Origin of the sequence: Microcystis sp. M169S2 (assembly GCF_020245865.1) — a bacterium.
GTDB classification, from domain to species: domain Bacteria; phylum Cyanobacteriota; class Cyanobacteriia; order Cyanobacteriales; family Microcystaceae; genus Microcystis; species Microcystis ichthyoblabe_A.
Genome location: NZ_JADBUB010000066.1, coordinates 38,320 through 53,556 on the forward strand (window position 1 = coordinate 38,320; position 15,237 = coordinate 53,556).

The 15,237-nt window shown below is 43.2% G+C and carries 13 protein-coding genes; 9 read left to right on the forward strand and 4 right to left on the reverse strand.

Annotated elements, in window-relative coordinates; all coding sequences use genetic code 11:
* Nucleotides 1-140 precede the first annotated feature (140 nt).
* Nucleotides 141-725: a Uma2 family endonuclease gene (locus IM485_RS07070; protein WP_002776136.1), complete on the forward strand. Its 585-nt coding sequence runs from the start codon at nucleotides 141-143 to the stop codon at nucleotides 723-725.
* Between the two features lie 132 nt (nucleotides 726-857).
* Here IM485_RS07070 and IM485_RS07075 read toward each other — a convergent pair whose 3' ends face one another.
* A complete protein-coding gene (locus tag IM485_RS07075) occupies nucleotides 858-2,066 on the reverse strand; it encodes a phosphoglycerate kinase (protein ID WP_104396331.1) in 1,209 nt (402 codons plus the stop codon).
* A gap of 163 nt (nucleotides 2,067-2,229) precedes the next feature.
* Between IM485_RS07075 and IM485_RS07080 the strand changes: the two genes are divergently transcribed.
* From IM485_RS07080 to IM485_RS07090, 3 genes are all read left to right on the forward strand, one after another.
* Complete coding sequence (locus IM485_RS07080; protein WP_104396332.1) at nucleotides 2,230-2,640, forward strand: universal stress protein; 411 nt, start codon at nucleotides 2,230-2,232, stop codon at nucleotides 2,638-2,640.
* A 313-nt stretch (nucleotides 2,641-2,953) separates the two neighbouring features.
* Nucleotides 2,954-3,436, forward strand: coding sequence for a photosystem I reaction center protein subunit XI (locus IM485_RS07085; RefSeq protein WP_002737469.1), 483 nt, complete (start codon nucleotides 2,954-2,956; stop codon nucleotides 3,434-3,436).
* A gap of 57 nt (nucleotides 3,437-3,493) precedes the next feature.
* Nucleotides 3,494-3,610 (forward strand): photosystem I reaction center subunit VIII, encoded by a 117-nt coding sequence (locus IM485_RS07090; protein WP_002737043.1) that lies wholly within the window; start codon nucleotides 3,494-3,496, stop codon nucleotides 3,608-3,610.
* 193 nt (nucleotides 3,611-3,803) lie between these two features.
* On the opposite strand, the gene IM485_RS07095 is transcribed toward IM485_RS07090, so the two are convergent.
* Complete coding sequence (locus IM485_RS07095; protein WP_287742189.1) at nucleotides 3,804-6,005, reverse strand: hybrid sensor histidine kinase/response regulator; 2,202 nt, start codon at nucleotides 6,003-6,005, stop codon at nucleotides 3,804-3,806.
* A 393-nt stretch (nucleotides 6,006-6,398) separates the two neighbouring features.
* On the opposite strand from IM485_RS07095, the gene cobN reads away from it, so the two are divergent.
* From cobN to IM485_RS07120, 5 genes are all read left to right on the forward strand, one after another.
* Entirely contained in the window at nucleotides 6,399-10,040 is a 3,642-nt protein-coding gene (gene cobN / locus IM485_RS07100) for a cobaltochelatase subunit CobN (protein WP_287742190.1), read from the forward strand.
* Between the two features lie 74 nt (nucleotides 10,041-10,114).
* Entirely contained in the window at nucleotides 10,115-11,404 is a 1,290-nt protein-coding gene (locus IM485_RS07105) for an AAA family ATPase (RefSeq protein ID WP_104396335.1), read from the forward strand.
* 4 nt (nucleotides 11,405-11,408) lie between these two features.
* Nucleotides 11,409-12,101, forward strand: a complete 693-nt coding sequence (locus tag IM485_RS07110; protein WP_104396554.1) for a DUF4276 family protein — start codon at nucleotides 11,409-11,411, stop codon at nucleotides 12,099-12,101.
* 221 nt (nucleotides 12,102-12,322) lie between these two features.
* On the forward strand, nucleotides 12,323-13,375 hold the full coding sequence (locus IM485_RS07115; protein ID WP_104396336.1) for a phosphotransferase enzyme family protein: 1,053 nt from the start codon (nucleotides 12,323-12,325) through the stop codon (nucleotides 13,373-13,375).
* 206 nt (nucleotides 13,376-13,581) lie between these two features.
* Nucleotides 13,582-13,962, forward strand: coding sequence for a DUF7682 family zinc-binding protein (locus IM485_RS07120; protein WP_043998006.1), 381 nt, complete (start codon nucleotides 13,582-13,584; stop codon nucleotides 13,960-13,962).
* A gap of 9 nt (nucleotides 13,963-13,971) precedes the next feature.
* Here the strand turns inward: IM485_RS07120 and IM485_RS07125 are convergent, their stop codons facing one another.
* Both IM485_RS07125 and IM485_RS07130 read right to left on the reverse strand, forming a co-directional pair.
* On the reverse strand, nucleotides 13,972-14,463 hold the full coding sequence (locus IM485_RS07125; protein WP_287742194.1) for a DUF29 domain-containing protein: 492 nt from the start codon (nucleotides 14,461-14,463) through the stop codon (nucleotides 13,972-13,974).
* 19 nt (nucleotides 14,464-14,482) lie between these two features.
* On the reverse strand, nucleotides 14,483-14,968 hold the full coding sequence (locus IM485_RS07130; protein WP_194017321.1) for a DUF29 domain-containing protein: 486 nt from the start codon (nucleotides 14,966-14,968) through the stop codon (nucleotides 14,483-14,485).
* Nucleotides 14,969-15,237: the final 269 nt, after the last annotated feature.

Genomic DNA, 15,237 nt, shown 5'->3' on the forward strand with positions numbered 1-15,237 from the left:
AATTATCAGACACCCCCCTTATCAAGGGGGGCAGGGGGGATCTAACCTAAAATCCATTTTTAATTTAATTATAACCAGCTACTTACCTTTTCAGAAAACAGGTTATCATAAAAACAGAGCTTTGCTTTCAAGGGGGCAATATGGTCGCAACCACTGAGAAACGCTACACAGTCGCAGAATACTTTCAACTAGAGGAAACTGCCACCGACAGACACGAGTATCGAGATGGAGAAATTATTATTATGACTGGGGGAACTCCTAACCATAATCGCATTGCGGGAAATTTTTATAGAAGATTTCCCTTAACTATCCAGAATCAAGCCTATGATATATTTATCACCGATCTACGCTTGGCAATACCCGCCTATAATGTGTACACCTATCCCGATCTTATGATCGTTAAGGGAGAACCAATTCTTGAAAGAGGACGCACCGATACGATTACCAATCCACAGGTGATTATCGAGGTTTTATCAAAATCTACTCAAGACTATAATCGGGGTGATAAGTTTAAATTTTATCGCTCTCTTAATAGTTTTGAAGAATATATTTTAATCGATCAATATGGTTATTATATAGAACAATTTCATAAAAGAGGCGATCATTGGGCATTTCGGGATTATCACGATCAAGAAGCGATTTTAACTTTGTTTTCTCTAGATTTTCAAATATCCCTGACAGATTTATATCAGCGTGTCGATTTTACCGCGATTGAAGTATCCTAGTGGCTCAACTATTTTTGCCGCAAAAGTATTTGTATGATTAACTCCCAATCCAACTTTAAAAACCCACTCCCTAATTCATAAAAAAAGGTGGGGCAACACCCACCTTGTTTAAACCTGAGATATTAGCGATAATTAGGCTTCATCGAGAGCGGCAATACCGGGTAAAACCTTCCCTTCGAGTAATTCCAAACTAGCACCGCCACCGGTGGAAATATGGCTCATTTTTTCCGCCACTCCCACTTTTTCCACCGCCGCTACCGAGTCACCACCACCGATAATGGTAGTTGTACCTGTAGCAGTTAAATCGGCTAAAGTGTGAGCGATCGCATCTGTACCCGCCGCAAATTTATCGAACTCGAACACCCCCATCGGGCCATTCCAGAGGACAGATTTACAGTTAGATAAAGCTTCTTGGAAAACTTTAACTGATTCAGGTCCGATATCCAATCCCATCCAACCATCGGGAATATTTTCGACCTTGACGATTTGGGAATCGGCATCTTTATCGAATTTATCCGCTAACACCACATCGGTAGGAAGGAGGAATTCCACTCCTTTTTCTTTAGCTTTCGCTTCCAGGGATTTGGCTAATTCCAGTTTGTCCTCTTCCACCAAAGACTTACCAACACTTAAACCGCGGGCCTTGTAGAAAGTAAAGATCATACCGCCACCGATGAGCAGTTTATCGCACTTTTCCAATAAAGTTTCAATCACGCCAATTTTACTAGAAACCTTAGAACCGCCGATAATCGCCGCTAGGGGACGTTGGGGAGTTTCAATAGCTGCTTGTAGGTAGTTTAACTCTTTTTCAATTAAATAACCCGCCACCGAGGGGCTGAGATAGTGGGTAACGCCTTCCGTGGAAGCGTGGGCGCGGTGGGCGGTACCAAAAGCATCATTAACGTATAAATCGGCATTAGCGGCTAATTTTTTGGCAAAATCGGGGTCATTTGCCTCCTCTTCACCGTGGAAACGCAGATTTTCTAAAAGGGCCACTTGACCGTTAGACATTTGACTAATCGCTGCCGTCACTCCCTCACCAATACAATCGGGACACATGATTACTTCTTGTCCCAATAATTCCGAGAGACGTTTAGCTACAGGGGTCAGACGCAAATTTTCTTTAACTTGACCGTCGGGGCGACCCATGTGGCTGCATAAAATAACCTTAGCCCCTTTTTTGATTAAATCCTCAATGGTTGGTAGTGCCGCCCGAATGCGGGTATCATCGCTGATTTTCCCGGTGGCTTTGTCCATGGGAACGTTAAAATCGACCCGGACTAAGACCCGTTTGCCCGCTAAATCAGCCTCTGTTAAATTCGCTACTGTTTTTTTTGGCACAGCCCATAACCTCCTAGATTGCTTACCGTACAATAAAGATTAAATCAGGGTATCGCTACTTGCGGCAATTACTTTGACAAAGATTATTTCAGATTTGGGGATCAGTTTTGCAGTTCCAAGACCGATTTGCCCAGAAAAATTTGATTGGAGAGACTTGCTAATTATGTTTGAGACGATTTTATTTCCCATCGACCACAGCCGCGAAAGTCGTGACGCTACCAGTAGTGTGATCGAATTAGTCAAAATCTTTGACAGTCGTTTGGTCCTGTTGTCGGTGGTGGAAACGACACCCACTGGAGAAATTGCCCCCGACGATAAGATGAGTTCGATCGAAGCGGTGGATAGATTGTTACAATCGGCCCAAGCGATTTTCGCTCAAGCTGGCATCAAGGCGGAAATGATTGAAAGGGAGGGAATGCCTTCTTTTGTCATCTGTGATGTGGCCGATGAAATTAATGCTCACCTGATCGTTATGGGTTGTCGCGGTTTAGGATTAACCGGCGAAGGTGTGTCCGAAAGCGTCACCACCAAAGTTATTAACCTTGCCCCCTGTCCAGTGTTGATTATCCCTTAATCAGTGATCAGTTATCAGTGATCAGTTATCAGTGAGCAGTTATCAGTTCACTGATTACTGTTTACTGTTTACTGGACGGCTACGCCGTGCCTTTGGCAACACTGAAAAAAAGCCCCCCATCTCCCCACTCCCCACTCCCTTCTCCCCACTCCTGTCTCCTGAGAGAAATGTAACGAATTGTGAGAGTTTCAGCCGTCAACCCTTGAAAACTCGATCTATGGGGTTGCTTGAAGTAATTCTTAGGCCTAAAGTGTAATCTTAAAGTTTTATGATCAATTTTCCTGTTGATCGGAAAAAGGAGAACTCAAACACAATGGCTGAAACTGGATACAAACAGGTGGTGACACCCTACAATGATGATCCGTTCATTGGTCATCTAGCTACCCCCATTTCCGCTTCTGGTTTTACCAAAGCTTTTATTGGTAACTTACCTGCCTATCGTCCCGGTCTAGCTCCGATTCTGCGCGGTCTAGAAGTGGGTATGGCCCACGGTTATTTCCTCGGTGGTCCCTGGGTTGTCCTGGGTCCCTTGAGAGACTCGGAATACGCTAATCTCGGCGGCTTAATCCCCGCTTTGGCCATGGTTCTCTTGGCTACGGGTTGTTTAGCTAGTTATGGTCTTGTCTCCTTCCAAGGTAAGGCCGCTAGTGGTGATCCTCTGCAATCCTCCGAGGGTTGGAGTCAATTCGCCGCTGGTTTCTTTATTGGTGGTATGGGTGGCGCTTTTGTGGCCTATTTCCTCCTAGAAAATCTTGGTGTCGTTGATGGCATCATGCGCGGGGTTTTTAATCAATAATTAACCCTTGTTCTACCTGATTATCATTTCCTTATTTTTTTACTAGGAGCATTTGACATGACTGGTGCCTACGCAGCTTCTTATCTGCCTTGGATTTTAATCCCGATCGTCTGTTGGTTAATGCCAGCCGTAGTGATGGGTTTGTTATTTATCTATATCGAAAGTGAATCCTAATTTAGTCTAGGATTCCTGCAATTAAGGACTTGAAAATTAGCTATTTAATAGTTAGTTTTCAAGTCCTATTTTCTGAGGAAAAAAGAAGATGAAAATTGGTAAAACCCTACACCCTACATCCTACACCCCACACCCCACACCCCACACCCCACACCCCTACCCGCACCGAAAAACTTTTTGCCGCAAACCCCACTTATAAAGCGGTTAGATAGCGGATTTTTTCCAACAATAGGGAGGGTTGAATCGGTTTGAGGAGATAGTCGTCAATGCCATGACGACCGAGGAAATTAACGCTGATTTCGGGGGTATCATTCAAGATTAGCACTTTACTGGCTTGAGTTTGGCTGGATTTTTTTAAGAGATGACAGAGATGATATATATCGGGCATTTTTTGATCGACAATTATAATACTTGGCTGCACGATCTCAATTTTTTTGATAGCGGAGACACTATCGATTAACCAAATAACTTGATAATGTGCCACCATCAATAACTCACAAATAAGATTGGCGATTTCTTCGTCACTTTCAATTAAAACTATAGTGGGATGGTGGTGATTAAAATGGGGATTATACTCTGAGGGTTGGGGTTGAGATTTGGATGGGTTTTGTTGAGGTAAACGGACGGTAAAGATGGAACCTTTATCTAAGCAAGATTCTACCTCGATCGTGCCACGATGGAGTTCCACTAATTGTTTAGTTAAAGCCAATCCTAATCCCATACCACCATAACGACGTTTACGAGAGCCATCCAACTGGGTAAATTTTTCAAACAGAAGCGGTATTTTTTGAGCAGGAATGCCGATGCCCGTGTCTTCTACCTGAAAAATGACCTGACTGCCTTCTTTCCACAGTCTCAGCGTGATAGCACCCTGTTCGGGGGTAAATTTCAGGGCATTTTTTAACAAGTACAAAAGTATCTGCTGAACTCGATCGTAATCGGCGTAAAAATAATGCTCTTTTTCGGCAATTTTCATCTCTAAAATTAGACTAATTTCTTTAATTTCTGCCTCTGTTTTGATAATTTCTAAAACGTGATTACAGAGGTATTTTAGCGAAAATTGTTTAATATCTAAAACAGCTTTTCCTGCCGAAATTTGCGAGAAATTAAGCAAGTTATTGATTAATTCTAATAGTTTATTGCCGTTATCCTGAATAACTTTTAGATAGTGTTTTTGTTTGTCGGGGGGTAAAAAATTATTGGCTGCCGAGCATTTTTGCAGGGTACTGGATAAACCGATAATACAAGTTAGGGGAGTTAATAACTCATGACTCATATTATTTAAAAATTCACTTTTGCAGAGGTTAGCGGCTTCTGCGGCCATTAAAGTATCTTGTAATTCTTGGGTTCTTTCTATTACCCGGCACTCAAAAATATCTTTTTGTTCCTGTACTTGGGAATATAATTGCGCTTGATAGATAGCGATGGCGAGATGTTCACCAATCTGACCTAAAAATTTCTTTTCCTGCGGCAACCATTGGCGTTTTCCTACACATTGATGGGCAATTAACAAACCCCACAATTCTTCTTGTACCACAATCGGGGCGATTAATTTTGATCGCACTTGGTGTTGTCGCAAAAATTCGGACAAACAGAAGGAAGAAGAATAGTTAACATCCACATCATCCACGGCCAGAATTAATCCTTGACGATACTTTTCCTTGTATTGGGGAATATAGGAAAAACAATCGTCTTCGGGGGTTAAATTTAACACGGAATTTATCTGGTCAGAAATGCGCGACTCGGAAGTTATTTTTCCCTTTCCCTCACCGATACCGGGGAAAAATTGATAAATTAACAATCGGTCCACTTGCAGAAACTCCCGCGCTTCCCTGACCACGGTTTCCAGAATCACCGGTAACTCCAGACTCTGACGCATTTGGGTGATGACTTGGTTTAATAATCTTTCCTGTTCGATTTGTTGGGATAGGGCCGCTTCTATCGGTTGACAAACGGAGAAGATGCGGGGACAACCCCCCTCAGCAGACGGAGAAGAAATTATCGAGAGAATTTTGACTAAAATTTTATTTTGAAAACTGCTGACATTAGTGGATAGAGGCAGATTTAAAATTTGATAACCCTGCTCAATTTTCGGTTGGTGGAGAGACTTGACGGCCAGTCCTTGCAGAAAACTTTTAATCGTGTTCGCTTCAAAACTAATGCGGACTTCGTAATCAAAGTTATGTGCTTGGGGACTGGCTAACAATAAAGCTTGTAGGTCAGTGGAAAGCAAGAGTTGATAGATTTCCCCTGTCTGTGGGGGAATATCTCTTTCACTGAGACTAATCCTCGGCCCTGTTACCTGTATTGCCAACTGTCCCCACCAAGAACGAATTTGTTCGAGGTGAGTAGATGACAACACTTGACAGCAAACATAAGCGGGAGAAGCATTCATTTATCAGTTATCAGTTATCAGTTATCAGTTATCAGTCATCAGTCATCAGTTATCAGAAGGCAGGAGGCAGGAGATAGGGTGGTGGGGTGTTGGGGTTTTAGGGTTTTAGGGTTTTGGGGTTTTAGGGTTTTAGGGTTTTAGGGTTTTAGTTGAAATTCCCCCACTTCCCCACTTCCCTACACCCCAGTCATCAGTAAGGTGTTGGGGTTTTAGGGTGTTGGGGTTTTAGTGAAGATTTTGCTTAATCCCTATCCCCTATCCCCTAACACCTATTCCCTATTCTTTAAATTGCCGCAGACAGATATAATCATCTCTATCTACCTAGGAATGATCCCTCGATCGAGACCCTGATTCTCAAAACCTAATCATTATTTAACCTGACTCTCAAAACTTATGCACCGAATTGCTCCCCAAGCGGGTGGTTGGACAGCAGATACCGAAGGGGTGATTATTATTGACCAAAATCCGGCCCCGATTGTTCTCCTCACCATGGCTGATACCGATATTCAAACTCTAGCGGCAGCTATCGACCATCTACCGGATAATTTTCCCGCAATTCGCGCCCTGAATTTATCACAGTTACAACAGCAATACAGTATTGATAACTATGGGGACAAGGTACTATCCCAAGCAAGGGTGATTATTCTTCGCTTATTGGGGGGACGGGGGAGTTGGTCCTACGGGTTGGAAGTAGTTAAGGAAATTGTCGAGGAAACTGGTGCGACTTTATTTGTCCTCCCGGGAGAGGATAAACCGGATTTAGAGTTGATGAGTCATTCCACTGCTTCCCTGACTACTGTTAACCAGTTATGGTGCTATTTCACGGAAGCAGGGATAGATAACTGGATTAATGCTGCTAAATTTATCGCGCATACCTGTCTCCATCTCGACTATCCTCCCTCTCCTCCTAGGGTTGTCCCTAGGTTGGGAATCTATTCCCAGATAACCCTATCCCAACCCCAAGCACGGACTTGGATACTTTTCTATCGTTCCCATTATCTCGCGGGTAACACCAAAGCTATCGATGCTTTAATCAGCGCTTTCACCCAAAGAAATATTGAAACTGTCCCTATCTTTCTCTCCTCTCTCCGGGAAATTGAAGTGCAAGAGGAACTATTAACCCTCTTTTCCCACCATCCCCCAGACCTAATTCTCGATACCACTAGCTTCTCTATCCAGCGACCGGAAGACAAACAAAATCATCACTTCTGGCAGTCCCTCAATAAACCCATCTTCCAAGTTATCCTCAGCAGCAGCAGTTTAGAAGCTTATCAACAGGGTTATCAAGGTCTTTCCCCCCGGGATGTGGCCATGAATATCGCTTTACCGGAAATGGATGGCAAAATTATCACCCGCGCTATTTCCTTTAAATCTGTCCTCACCCGACATCCCAAACTAGAAACGGAAATAGTTATCTATCAACCCCTCCCCCACCGGGTTGATTTTGTCGCTGATTTAACCGCAAACTATTGTCAACTCTCCTCCCTTCCCAACTCCCAGAAAAAAATTGCTCTCATTTTCCCCAACTATCCCAATAAGGATGGTCGTATCGCTAACGGAGTCGGTTTAGATACTCCCGCTAGTGGTTTGGAAATTCTTCGCGCACTACAAACCCAAGGTTATACCCTCACCGACCTACCCGACCATAGCGACGAATTAATGCGATTGCTGATTTCCGGTATCACTAATGACTTGGAAACAAGGGAATTAAAACCTATCTATCAATCTCTCTCCCTAGAAGCATATCTAGATTATTTCTCCTCCCTTCCCCCCGATAATCAAAGCGCTATGCTTGACCGTTGGGGACATCCAGACAGGGATTTTCCTATCCCCGGCATCCAGTTAGGTAATGTCTTTATCGGTATTCAACCTTCTCGCGGTTATGACCTTGACCCGACTCTTAATTATCATTCCCCCGACCTCGAACCTACCCACAGCTATCTCGCTTTTTACCATTGGTTACGACGGGAATTCCAAGTCACTGCCGTGATTAATCTCGGTAAACACGGCAATTTAGAATGGCTACCCGGGAAGAGTCTCGCTCTTTCTCCCCATTGTTATCCCGAAATTGCTTTCTCGTCGCTGCCGAATTTTTATCCGTTTATTGTCAATGACCCCGGAGAAGGGTCCAGCGCTAAAAGACGTTCCCAAGCTGTTATCATCGACCATCTCACCCCCCCAATGACGCGAGCGGAATTGTATGGGGATTGGGAAAAGTTAGAGTCCCTCATCGATGAATATTATCAGGCAGAATCTCTTGATCCTTCTCGTTTAGCTCTGATTCGCGAGCGGATTAACGACCTGGTGGCGAAAACTAATCTCGATCGAGAGCTAGGCACGATCTCGCGTAGCGAGCGCGTTGCGACCAGCGCTTCCTTTAGTCAATTTCTCACCGTCGTGGATGGTTATCTCTGTGAACTCAAGGAAGCACAAATCCGCGACGGTTTACATATCTTCGGTCAATGTCCCCAGGGTCAGCAGTTAATTGATTTAATCCAATCGATTGCTCGTTCTCCTAGTCCCGACCGCCCCGGTTTAACCCGTTCCCTTGCCCTTGACCTGCATCTCGACTGCGACCCCCTGACGGAATATAACGATACTACTACTTATCTGGAAGGTCTCGCTCAGGATTTAATTAGCCGGAAAATTGAACCTGTAGGCGAAAATACGGCAAAAGAATTGGTTTGGCTAGAAAATCAGTTAATTCCTGCTTTAAAACAAACCCCCGATGAACTTACCTATCTCTTAAAAGGTATCGCTGGCCAATACGTCCCCAGTGGTGCTTCTGGCGCTCCTACCCGCGGCCGTCCCGATGTTCTCCCCACTGGCAGAAATTTCTATTCCGTCGATACCCGCGCAATCCCCACAGAAACCGCGTGGGAAGTGGGAAGAAAGGCCGCAGAGGCACTAATTGAACGTTATACCCAAGAAAATGGCGAATATCCCCGCACTTTGGCGATTTCTATCTGGGGAACTTCGACGATGAGAAATAGTGGCGAAGATGTGGCCGAAGCCATGGCTTTACTGGGAATTCGTCCCCTTTGGGATGGTTTTTTCCGTCGGGTGGTCGGGTTTGAAATCCTTACCCCGTCTAGCTTAGGCCGTCCTCGCATTGATGTGACCGTTCGGGTATCGGGCTTTTTTAGGGACAGTTTCCCCAGCATACTACATCTTCTTAATTCTGGCATAAATGCGGTAGCTTGTCAAGAGGAAGAGGAAAAAATTAATCCTTTAGCGGCGAAAGTGAAGACAGAGAGAGAGTTTTGGCTAAGTCAGGGCTTAGGAGAAAAAGAGGCGAAACTGAGAGCTACTGCCAGAATCTTTGGCTGCAAACCGGGTGCTTACGGGGCCGGTTTACAGGGGTTAATCGAGTCACAAAACTGGCAAAATGATCAAGACTTAGCTAATGCTTATATTAACTGGAGTTGTTATGCCTATGATAGCCAAGGAACTGCCCATTCTTTACCGGAAGTATTGAGAAATAGACTGCAAGAATTAGAGATAGTGCTGCACAATCAGGACAATCGGGAACACGATATTTTCGACTCCGATGACTACTATCAATTTCAAGGCGGCTTAACTGCCAGTGTCCGGGCATTAACCGGCAAAAATCCCGTCACCTATTTTGGTGATCATTCCCGTCCGGAAAATCCCCGCATCAGAACCCTAGAGGAAGAAATTCGCCGCGTTTACCGTTCGCGAGTGGTTAATCCCAAATGGATAGCGGGAGTGATGCGACACGGCTATAAAGGCGCTTTCGAGATGGCTGCAACCGTAGATTATATTTTTGCCTACTCTGCCACTACTCATCTGGTGGAGGATTTTATCTATCAGGGAGTAGCCGAAGCTTATTTATTTGACCACAAGGTACAACAATTTATTCAGGAGAAAAACCCCTGGGCATTGCGAGATATGGCCGAAAGATTATTAGAAGCTCAACAACGGGGATTATGGACCCAGGTGGACCAGAAAACTTTAGATCGATTGAGGGCAATTGTCCATGAGGCCGAAGGAGCGATCGAATCGGGTCAGTAATTAATAACTGGTCTAGAATCAGTCTATCAAGAAATTGCTCAGATTACTTTAGTAATGAGAAACGGGACTAAATAATGGCCGGAATTGAGGGATTGAGGATTAAAAATTATCGAGCGCTCAAGGATATAACCCTGGGCAAGTTATGGAATACTCAAAATCGAGATTCTCTGACACCGATGACGGCCGTTATCGGCAAAAATGGTGTGGGAAAAAGCACACTTTTTGATGCGTTCGGTTTTTTATCTGATTGTCTTAAAGGAGGAGTAGAAGAAGCTTGTGATGCGCGAGGTCGAGGCGGGTTTGAGCGTCTTCGTTCCCAGGGTCAGGAAGGAAGCATTGAATTTCAGATTTACTATAAAGAAGATTACAATTCCCGACCAATTACCTATGAATTAGCTATTGATCTAGATACCGATAATAGACCTTATGTAAAAAAAGAAAGACTCAGACAGAGAAGAAAAGGTCAAAAGACCGGATGGCCTTTTTCATTTTTAATCCTCGATGAAGGGAAAGGAATCGTCTGGAAAGGAGAAGAAGAAGGGAAACAAGTAGAAGAAGGTCAAGACCATTTTGATTTACTTAAGTTAATAGAAAAAATTCAACAAGAAGCTGATGAGGAAAGCAAGGAAACCGAGTTAGTGGAACTGAATGATAAGCGCAAACTAGGAATTGCTACGTTAGGTTCTCTCAAACAGCATCCGAGAATTTCCCTATTTCGGAGATTTATTGAGGGATGGTATCTCAGCTATTTTACTCCCGATGCGGCCAGAAGTTTGCCCCTAGCCGGACCCCAGAAACATCTCAATATTCATGGAGATAATCTCGGTAATGTGGTGCAGTTTATGGAAAGAGAGCATTCCAAGAAATTTCAGAATATACTTAATAGTATTTCTCGTAAGATACCGGGTATAGAAAAAATTAGCACCGAAAAAAGTCCCGATAATCGACTACTATTAAAATTTAATGATCGGGGATTCCAAGACCCATTTTATGTACAGCAAATGTCCGATGGTACTTTAAAAGTATTCGCCTATCTCTTACTGTTAGAAGACCCTTCTCCACCGCCATTTATCTGTATTGAAGAGCCAGAAAACGGCTTATACCATAAACTATTAGAAACCTTGGCTCAAGAATTTAGAAAACACGCCACAGGACAGAGAGGAAGTTCTCAAATTTTTATCACCACTCATCAACCTTATTTTGTTGATGCTCTCCAGCCAGAAGAAGTTTGGATTCTGGAAAAGGGTGATGATGGTTTTTCTCGGATTAAACGGGCTAGTGACAATCCCTTAATCAAGAATCTCGTCTCAGAAGGATTGCCCCTTGGTAGTCTTTGGTATAGTGATTACTTAGATGAGAGATAAGGTCATGCACTTTGAAATTTTGGTCGAGGATTTGTCGGGAAAAAAAGCACTTGATATTCTAATTCCTAGGATTATTGACATGAATGCAGGTCATACATTTAGGGTTCATTCCTATAAAGGCAGTGGTCATCTTCCCAGAGACTTACAGTCTGTTTCCGATCCTAGTAAACGGATTCTTCTTGAGCGACTACCTAAACTGATTCAAGGATATGATAAAACTTTTTCTAGTTACCCTGATAATTATGCTGCTGTACTGATTGTGGTTTGCGATCTGGATAATCGATGTTTTCGAGAATTTCGACAGGAATTAAGCAATTGTCTGGAAAAATCTGCTATCCAATCCCAAATTTACTTTTGTATTGCTATTGAAGAAGGAGAAGCTTGGTATTTAGGTGATATTAATGCCATAAAAATTGCTTATCCCCAGGCCAAAAGTGCTATCTTGGATTCCTATATTAATGATAGTATCTGTGGTACTTGGGAAAAACTGGCAGATGCTATATACAGAGGTGGAGCGAAACAATTATCTAAGTTAGGTGGAGCTTCTGTGGGTCAAGAGAAAACAGTCTGGGCAGAAAATATTTCTCCTCAGATGAATGTGGATATTAATCGATCGCCCAGCTTTGGCTATTTTCGAGACAAACTACGTCATCTCAGTCAGGAAGAATCAACAACTTTAGTACAGCCTTTCTCATAAAGATGAAGTGTAACCTAATTTGGTATTAACGACCGACTCCCCAAAACGAAAACTTCCCATCTCACCATTCAGATAACTGCTGTGGGTGCTGAAAACTCAAATCTGATAACTTACAGAGGAATGTAGCGAAATATACGGAGCGATCGAACCAATTTGTAATATATGTGGCCTATAAAATAGGATGATGCGAGCGTTGTCCACACTTGCATCGGGAGGGAACCGTGACGACTTTTCAGGCTTCGCTCAATTTACTGCCTTCTAGTTCTCCCGCTGCCAATTTTCGCACTGGAGAATGGACTTTTCCCACACTCTACTCGACTCTGGCTCCTGCTGCCCTAGCAGATTTAGTTTTTTCTCGTTACGAGATTGATGTACCGAAAAATTGTCAATTTTGGCATCGGGGTTTAAGTGATGTGTATCTCCTCGAAACCCTGACAACTCCCTACATTTTGCGCGTATCTCACTGCCATTGGCGCAGCAAAATGGAAATCGACTTCGAGTTAGAATTATTAGATTATCTCGATCGCTCTCAGGTTCCCGTCGCCGCCCCAATTCGCAGCAAAAACGGTGATTTATCCGTAGAAATTAATGCCCCGGAAGGGAAACGTTACGCCGTCCTCTTTCCCTATGCTCCGGGGGGAATTGCCATTGGAGACATAGATATAGAACAAGCCTATCATTTAGGGGCGATCGTAGCTAATTTACATCGGGTGACAGCAGATTTTCAACCCCTAGCCTATCGTCATCCCCTCAACCTCAAATATCTTCTCGAGGATTCCCTGCAAATTATCGCACCTTTTCTGCACCAACGACCGAGGGACCTAGACTGTGTTTTAGAAACCATTGGGGAAATAGAGGAAGAAACCGCCAAATTACCGACAGAATCTCCCTATTGGAGCATTTGTTGGGGCGATCCTCATAGTGGTAATGTACATATCACCCCAGATAATCAGATGACCCTATTTGATTTCGATCAGTGCGGTTATGGTTGGCGAGTTTTTGATATCGCTAAATTTCTGCAAGTTTCCCTACAATCCGGCTTAAATCGCCAGGTTCGCCACAGTTTTATCCAAGGTTACGATCAAACAGTGCCTTTAACCGATGGTGAATTATCTTGTCTTCAGTATCTCACCCAAGCGGCCTATATTTGGTCTTGGTCAATTAGCTTAAATAACCTGCGTTTAACCGATTATAGTCGTCTCTGTGCCAATTATTTTAGTAGCCGTTTGGCTATTCTCAAACGTTTAAGAACCCAAGAATGGGAATTATTCTAAGCAGCCTTAATCCTGTTGGTGACAGCCGGCCCTAACTAACCAAGATCAACTTTCTTGCTGGTCAATGACCAAACGAGGTATCGATCCCTGTATGCTGGTAAGTATAGATAATCACTAGGTAAAGACTTTCTTCTCCATCTGCCAAAAGTGAAGCAAGCTTTGCCGCTCTTGAATAGTCTCTCACAGCCTCACAGACAGATGGTATTATGTCCAGAAGAAAGAAGAAGTTTCCCTGTGGTCACAAGGGTTATGGCCAAGTCTGCCATCATTGCGCTCAACTAGATGCCGCTTGGGAAGAAAGAAAACGTCAAAAAAATGCTTGGGAAGCCACTTTTTCCCAAGATCCGATCGATCTACGGGAATTACCGAAAAATGTCGTACTTAAAGCTAGGGAAATCCTGCAAGGATTGCAAGATCACCGCAATTATCGAGATTTCCACGGTAAACGATTGCGACACGATCGCTTTATTATCAGTATCCCCGTTACCCGCAATTATCGCCTCATCTGTCGCGACTACGGCAATCTCCTCGTCCCGGAAGCGGTGATCTCTCACGAGGACTATAATGTCTGTAAACCGGGTAGGTGAAGCTAATCTTTAGTTCACCTCGGAAGATTTATCCCTGTTTATATCTTCCCAATCCGGCAGCCAATTTTGATCGAGAATCTCCTCTAGACTAGCTAACACTTCCAAGGGGAAAATACTGGCATCTAATTTGGTTTCGTCAATAAGCAGATTGCGAGCATCGAGATAACATTTTGCTAAAATTTCCCTTAAATAGGACTTTAAGCTGGGACTATCTGCTAAAAGATCAGCAATTTGTAGGCGAAAATTTCTAATTTCTTTTTTCCATCCCGCTTGGTTGTAATCTCGTTGGGATTGCCAGTAGGTTAACTTCAGTAAATGTTCTAGAAGTCGAGTTAAGAGACTCTTAAGCGCTCGTCGATTATTTTTTCCCAAATCTGCCAACTCCTCTAATAAATTCGGCCAATCTACCGCTTGAAAATCCCCCCGACGCAATTGGTTGATAGTGGACTCTAACCAAAGTTGATAATCGCTATCGTAGAGATTTGAAATGGTAATATTCATCATTTTTTACTCCTTAATTTCACTGTTCAGAATTATTGCTGATAGCTTCCCAATTAGGCAACCAATTTTCATCGAGAATCTCCTCTAGATTAGCTAACACTTCCACAGGGAAAATACTTGCATCTAATTGGGTTTCGTCAATAAGCAGATTGCGAGCATCGAGATAACATTCCTGCAAAATTTCCCTTAAATAAGACTTTAAACTGGGACTATCTTTGAGAATTTTTTTGATCTGAATCCGAAAATTGCGAATTTCTTTTTTCCATCCAGCTTGATTATAATCTCGTTGGGATTGCCAGTAAGTTAACTTCAGTAAATGTTCTAAAAGTCGAGTTAATAAACTTTCTAATGCTCGTCGTTCACTTTTCCCCAAATCCGCTAACTCCTCTAATAAATTCTGCCAATCTACCGCTTGAAAATCGCCTTGACGTAATTGGTTGATCGTATTTTCTAACCAAAGTTGATAATCGCTATCGTAGAGATTTGGGATGGTAATATTCATCATTTTAAGTAGCTGGTTATAATTAAATTAAAAATGGATTTTAGCTTCGATCCCCCCTGCCCCCCTTGATAAGGGGAGTGCCGATCCCCCCTGCCCCCCTTGATAAGGGGGGTGCCGATAGGCGGGGGGATCCCCCTTAATAAGCTGTCCTTTAGTCACATCTTTCTTAACATTTCAAACCTTTGTAGCACAAGGCTTTCAAGACTCGGTTAACAATTTGTAATATTCCTTGTTGACACCCTTACTGACAAAGAAAAAACTGAAATCAAGTC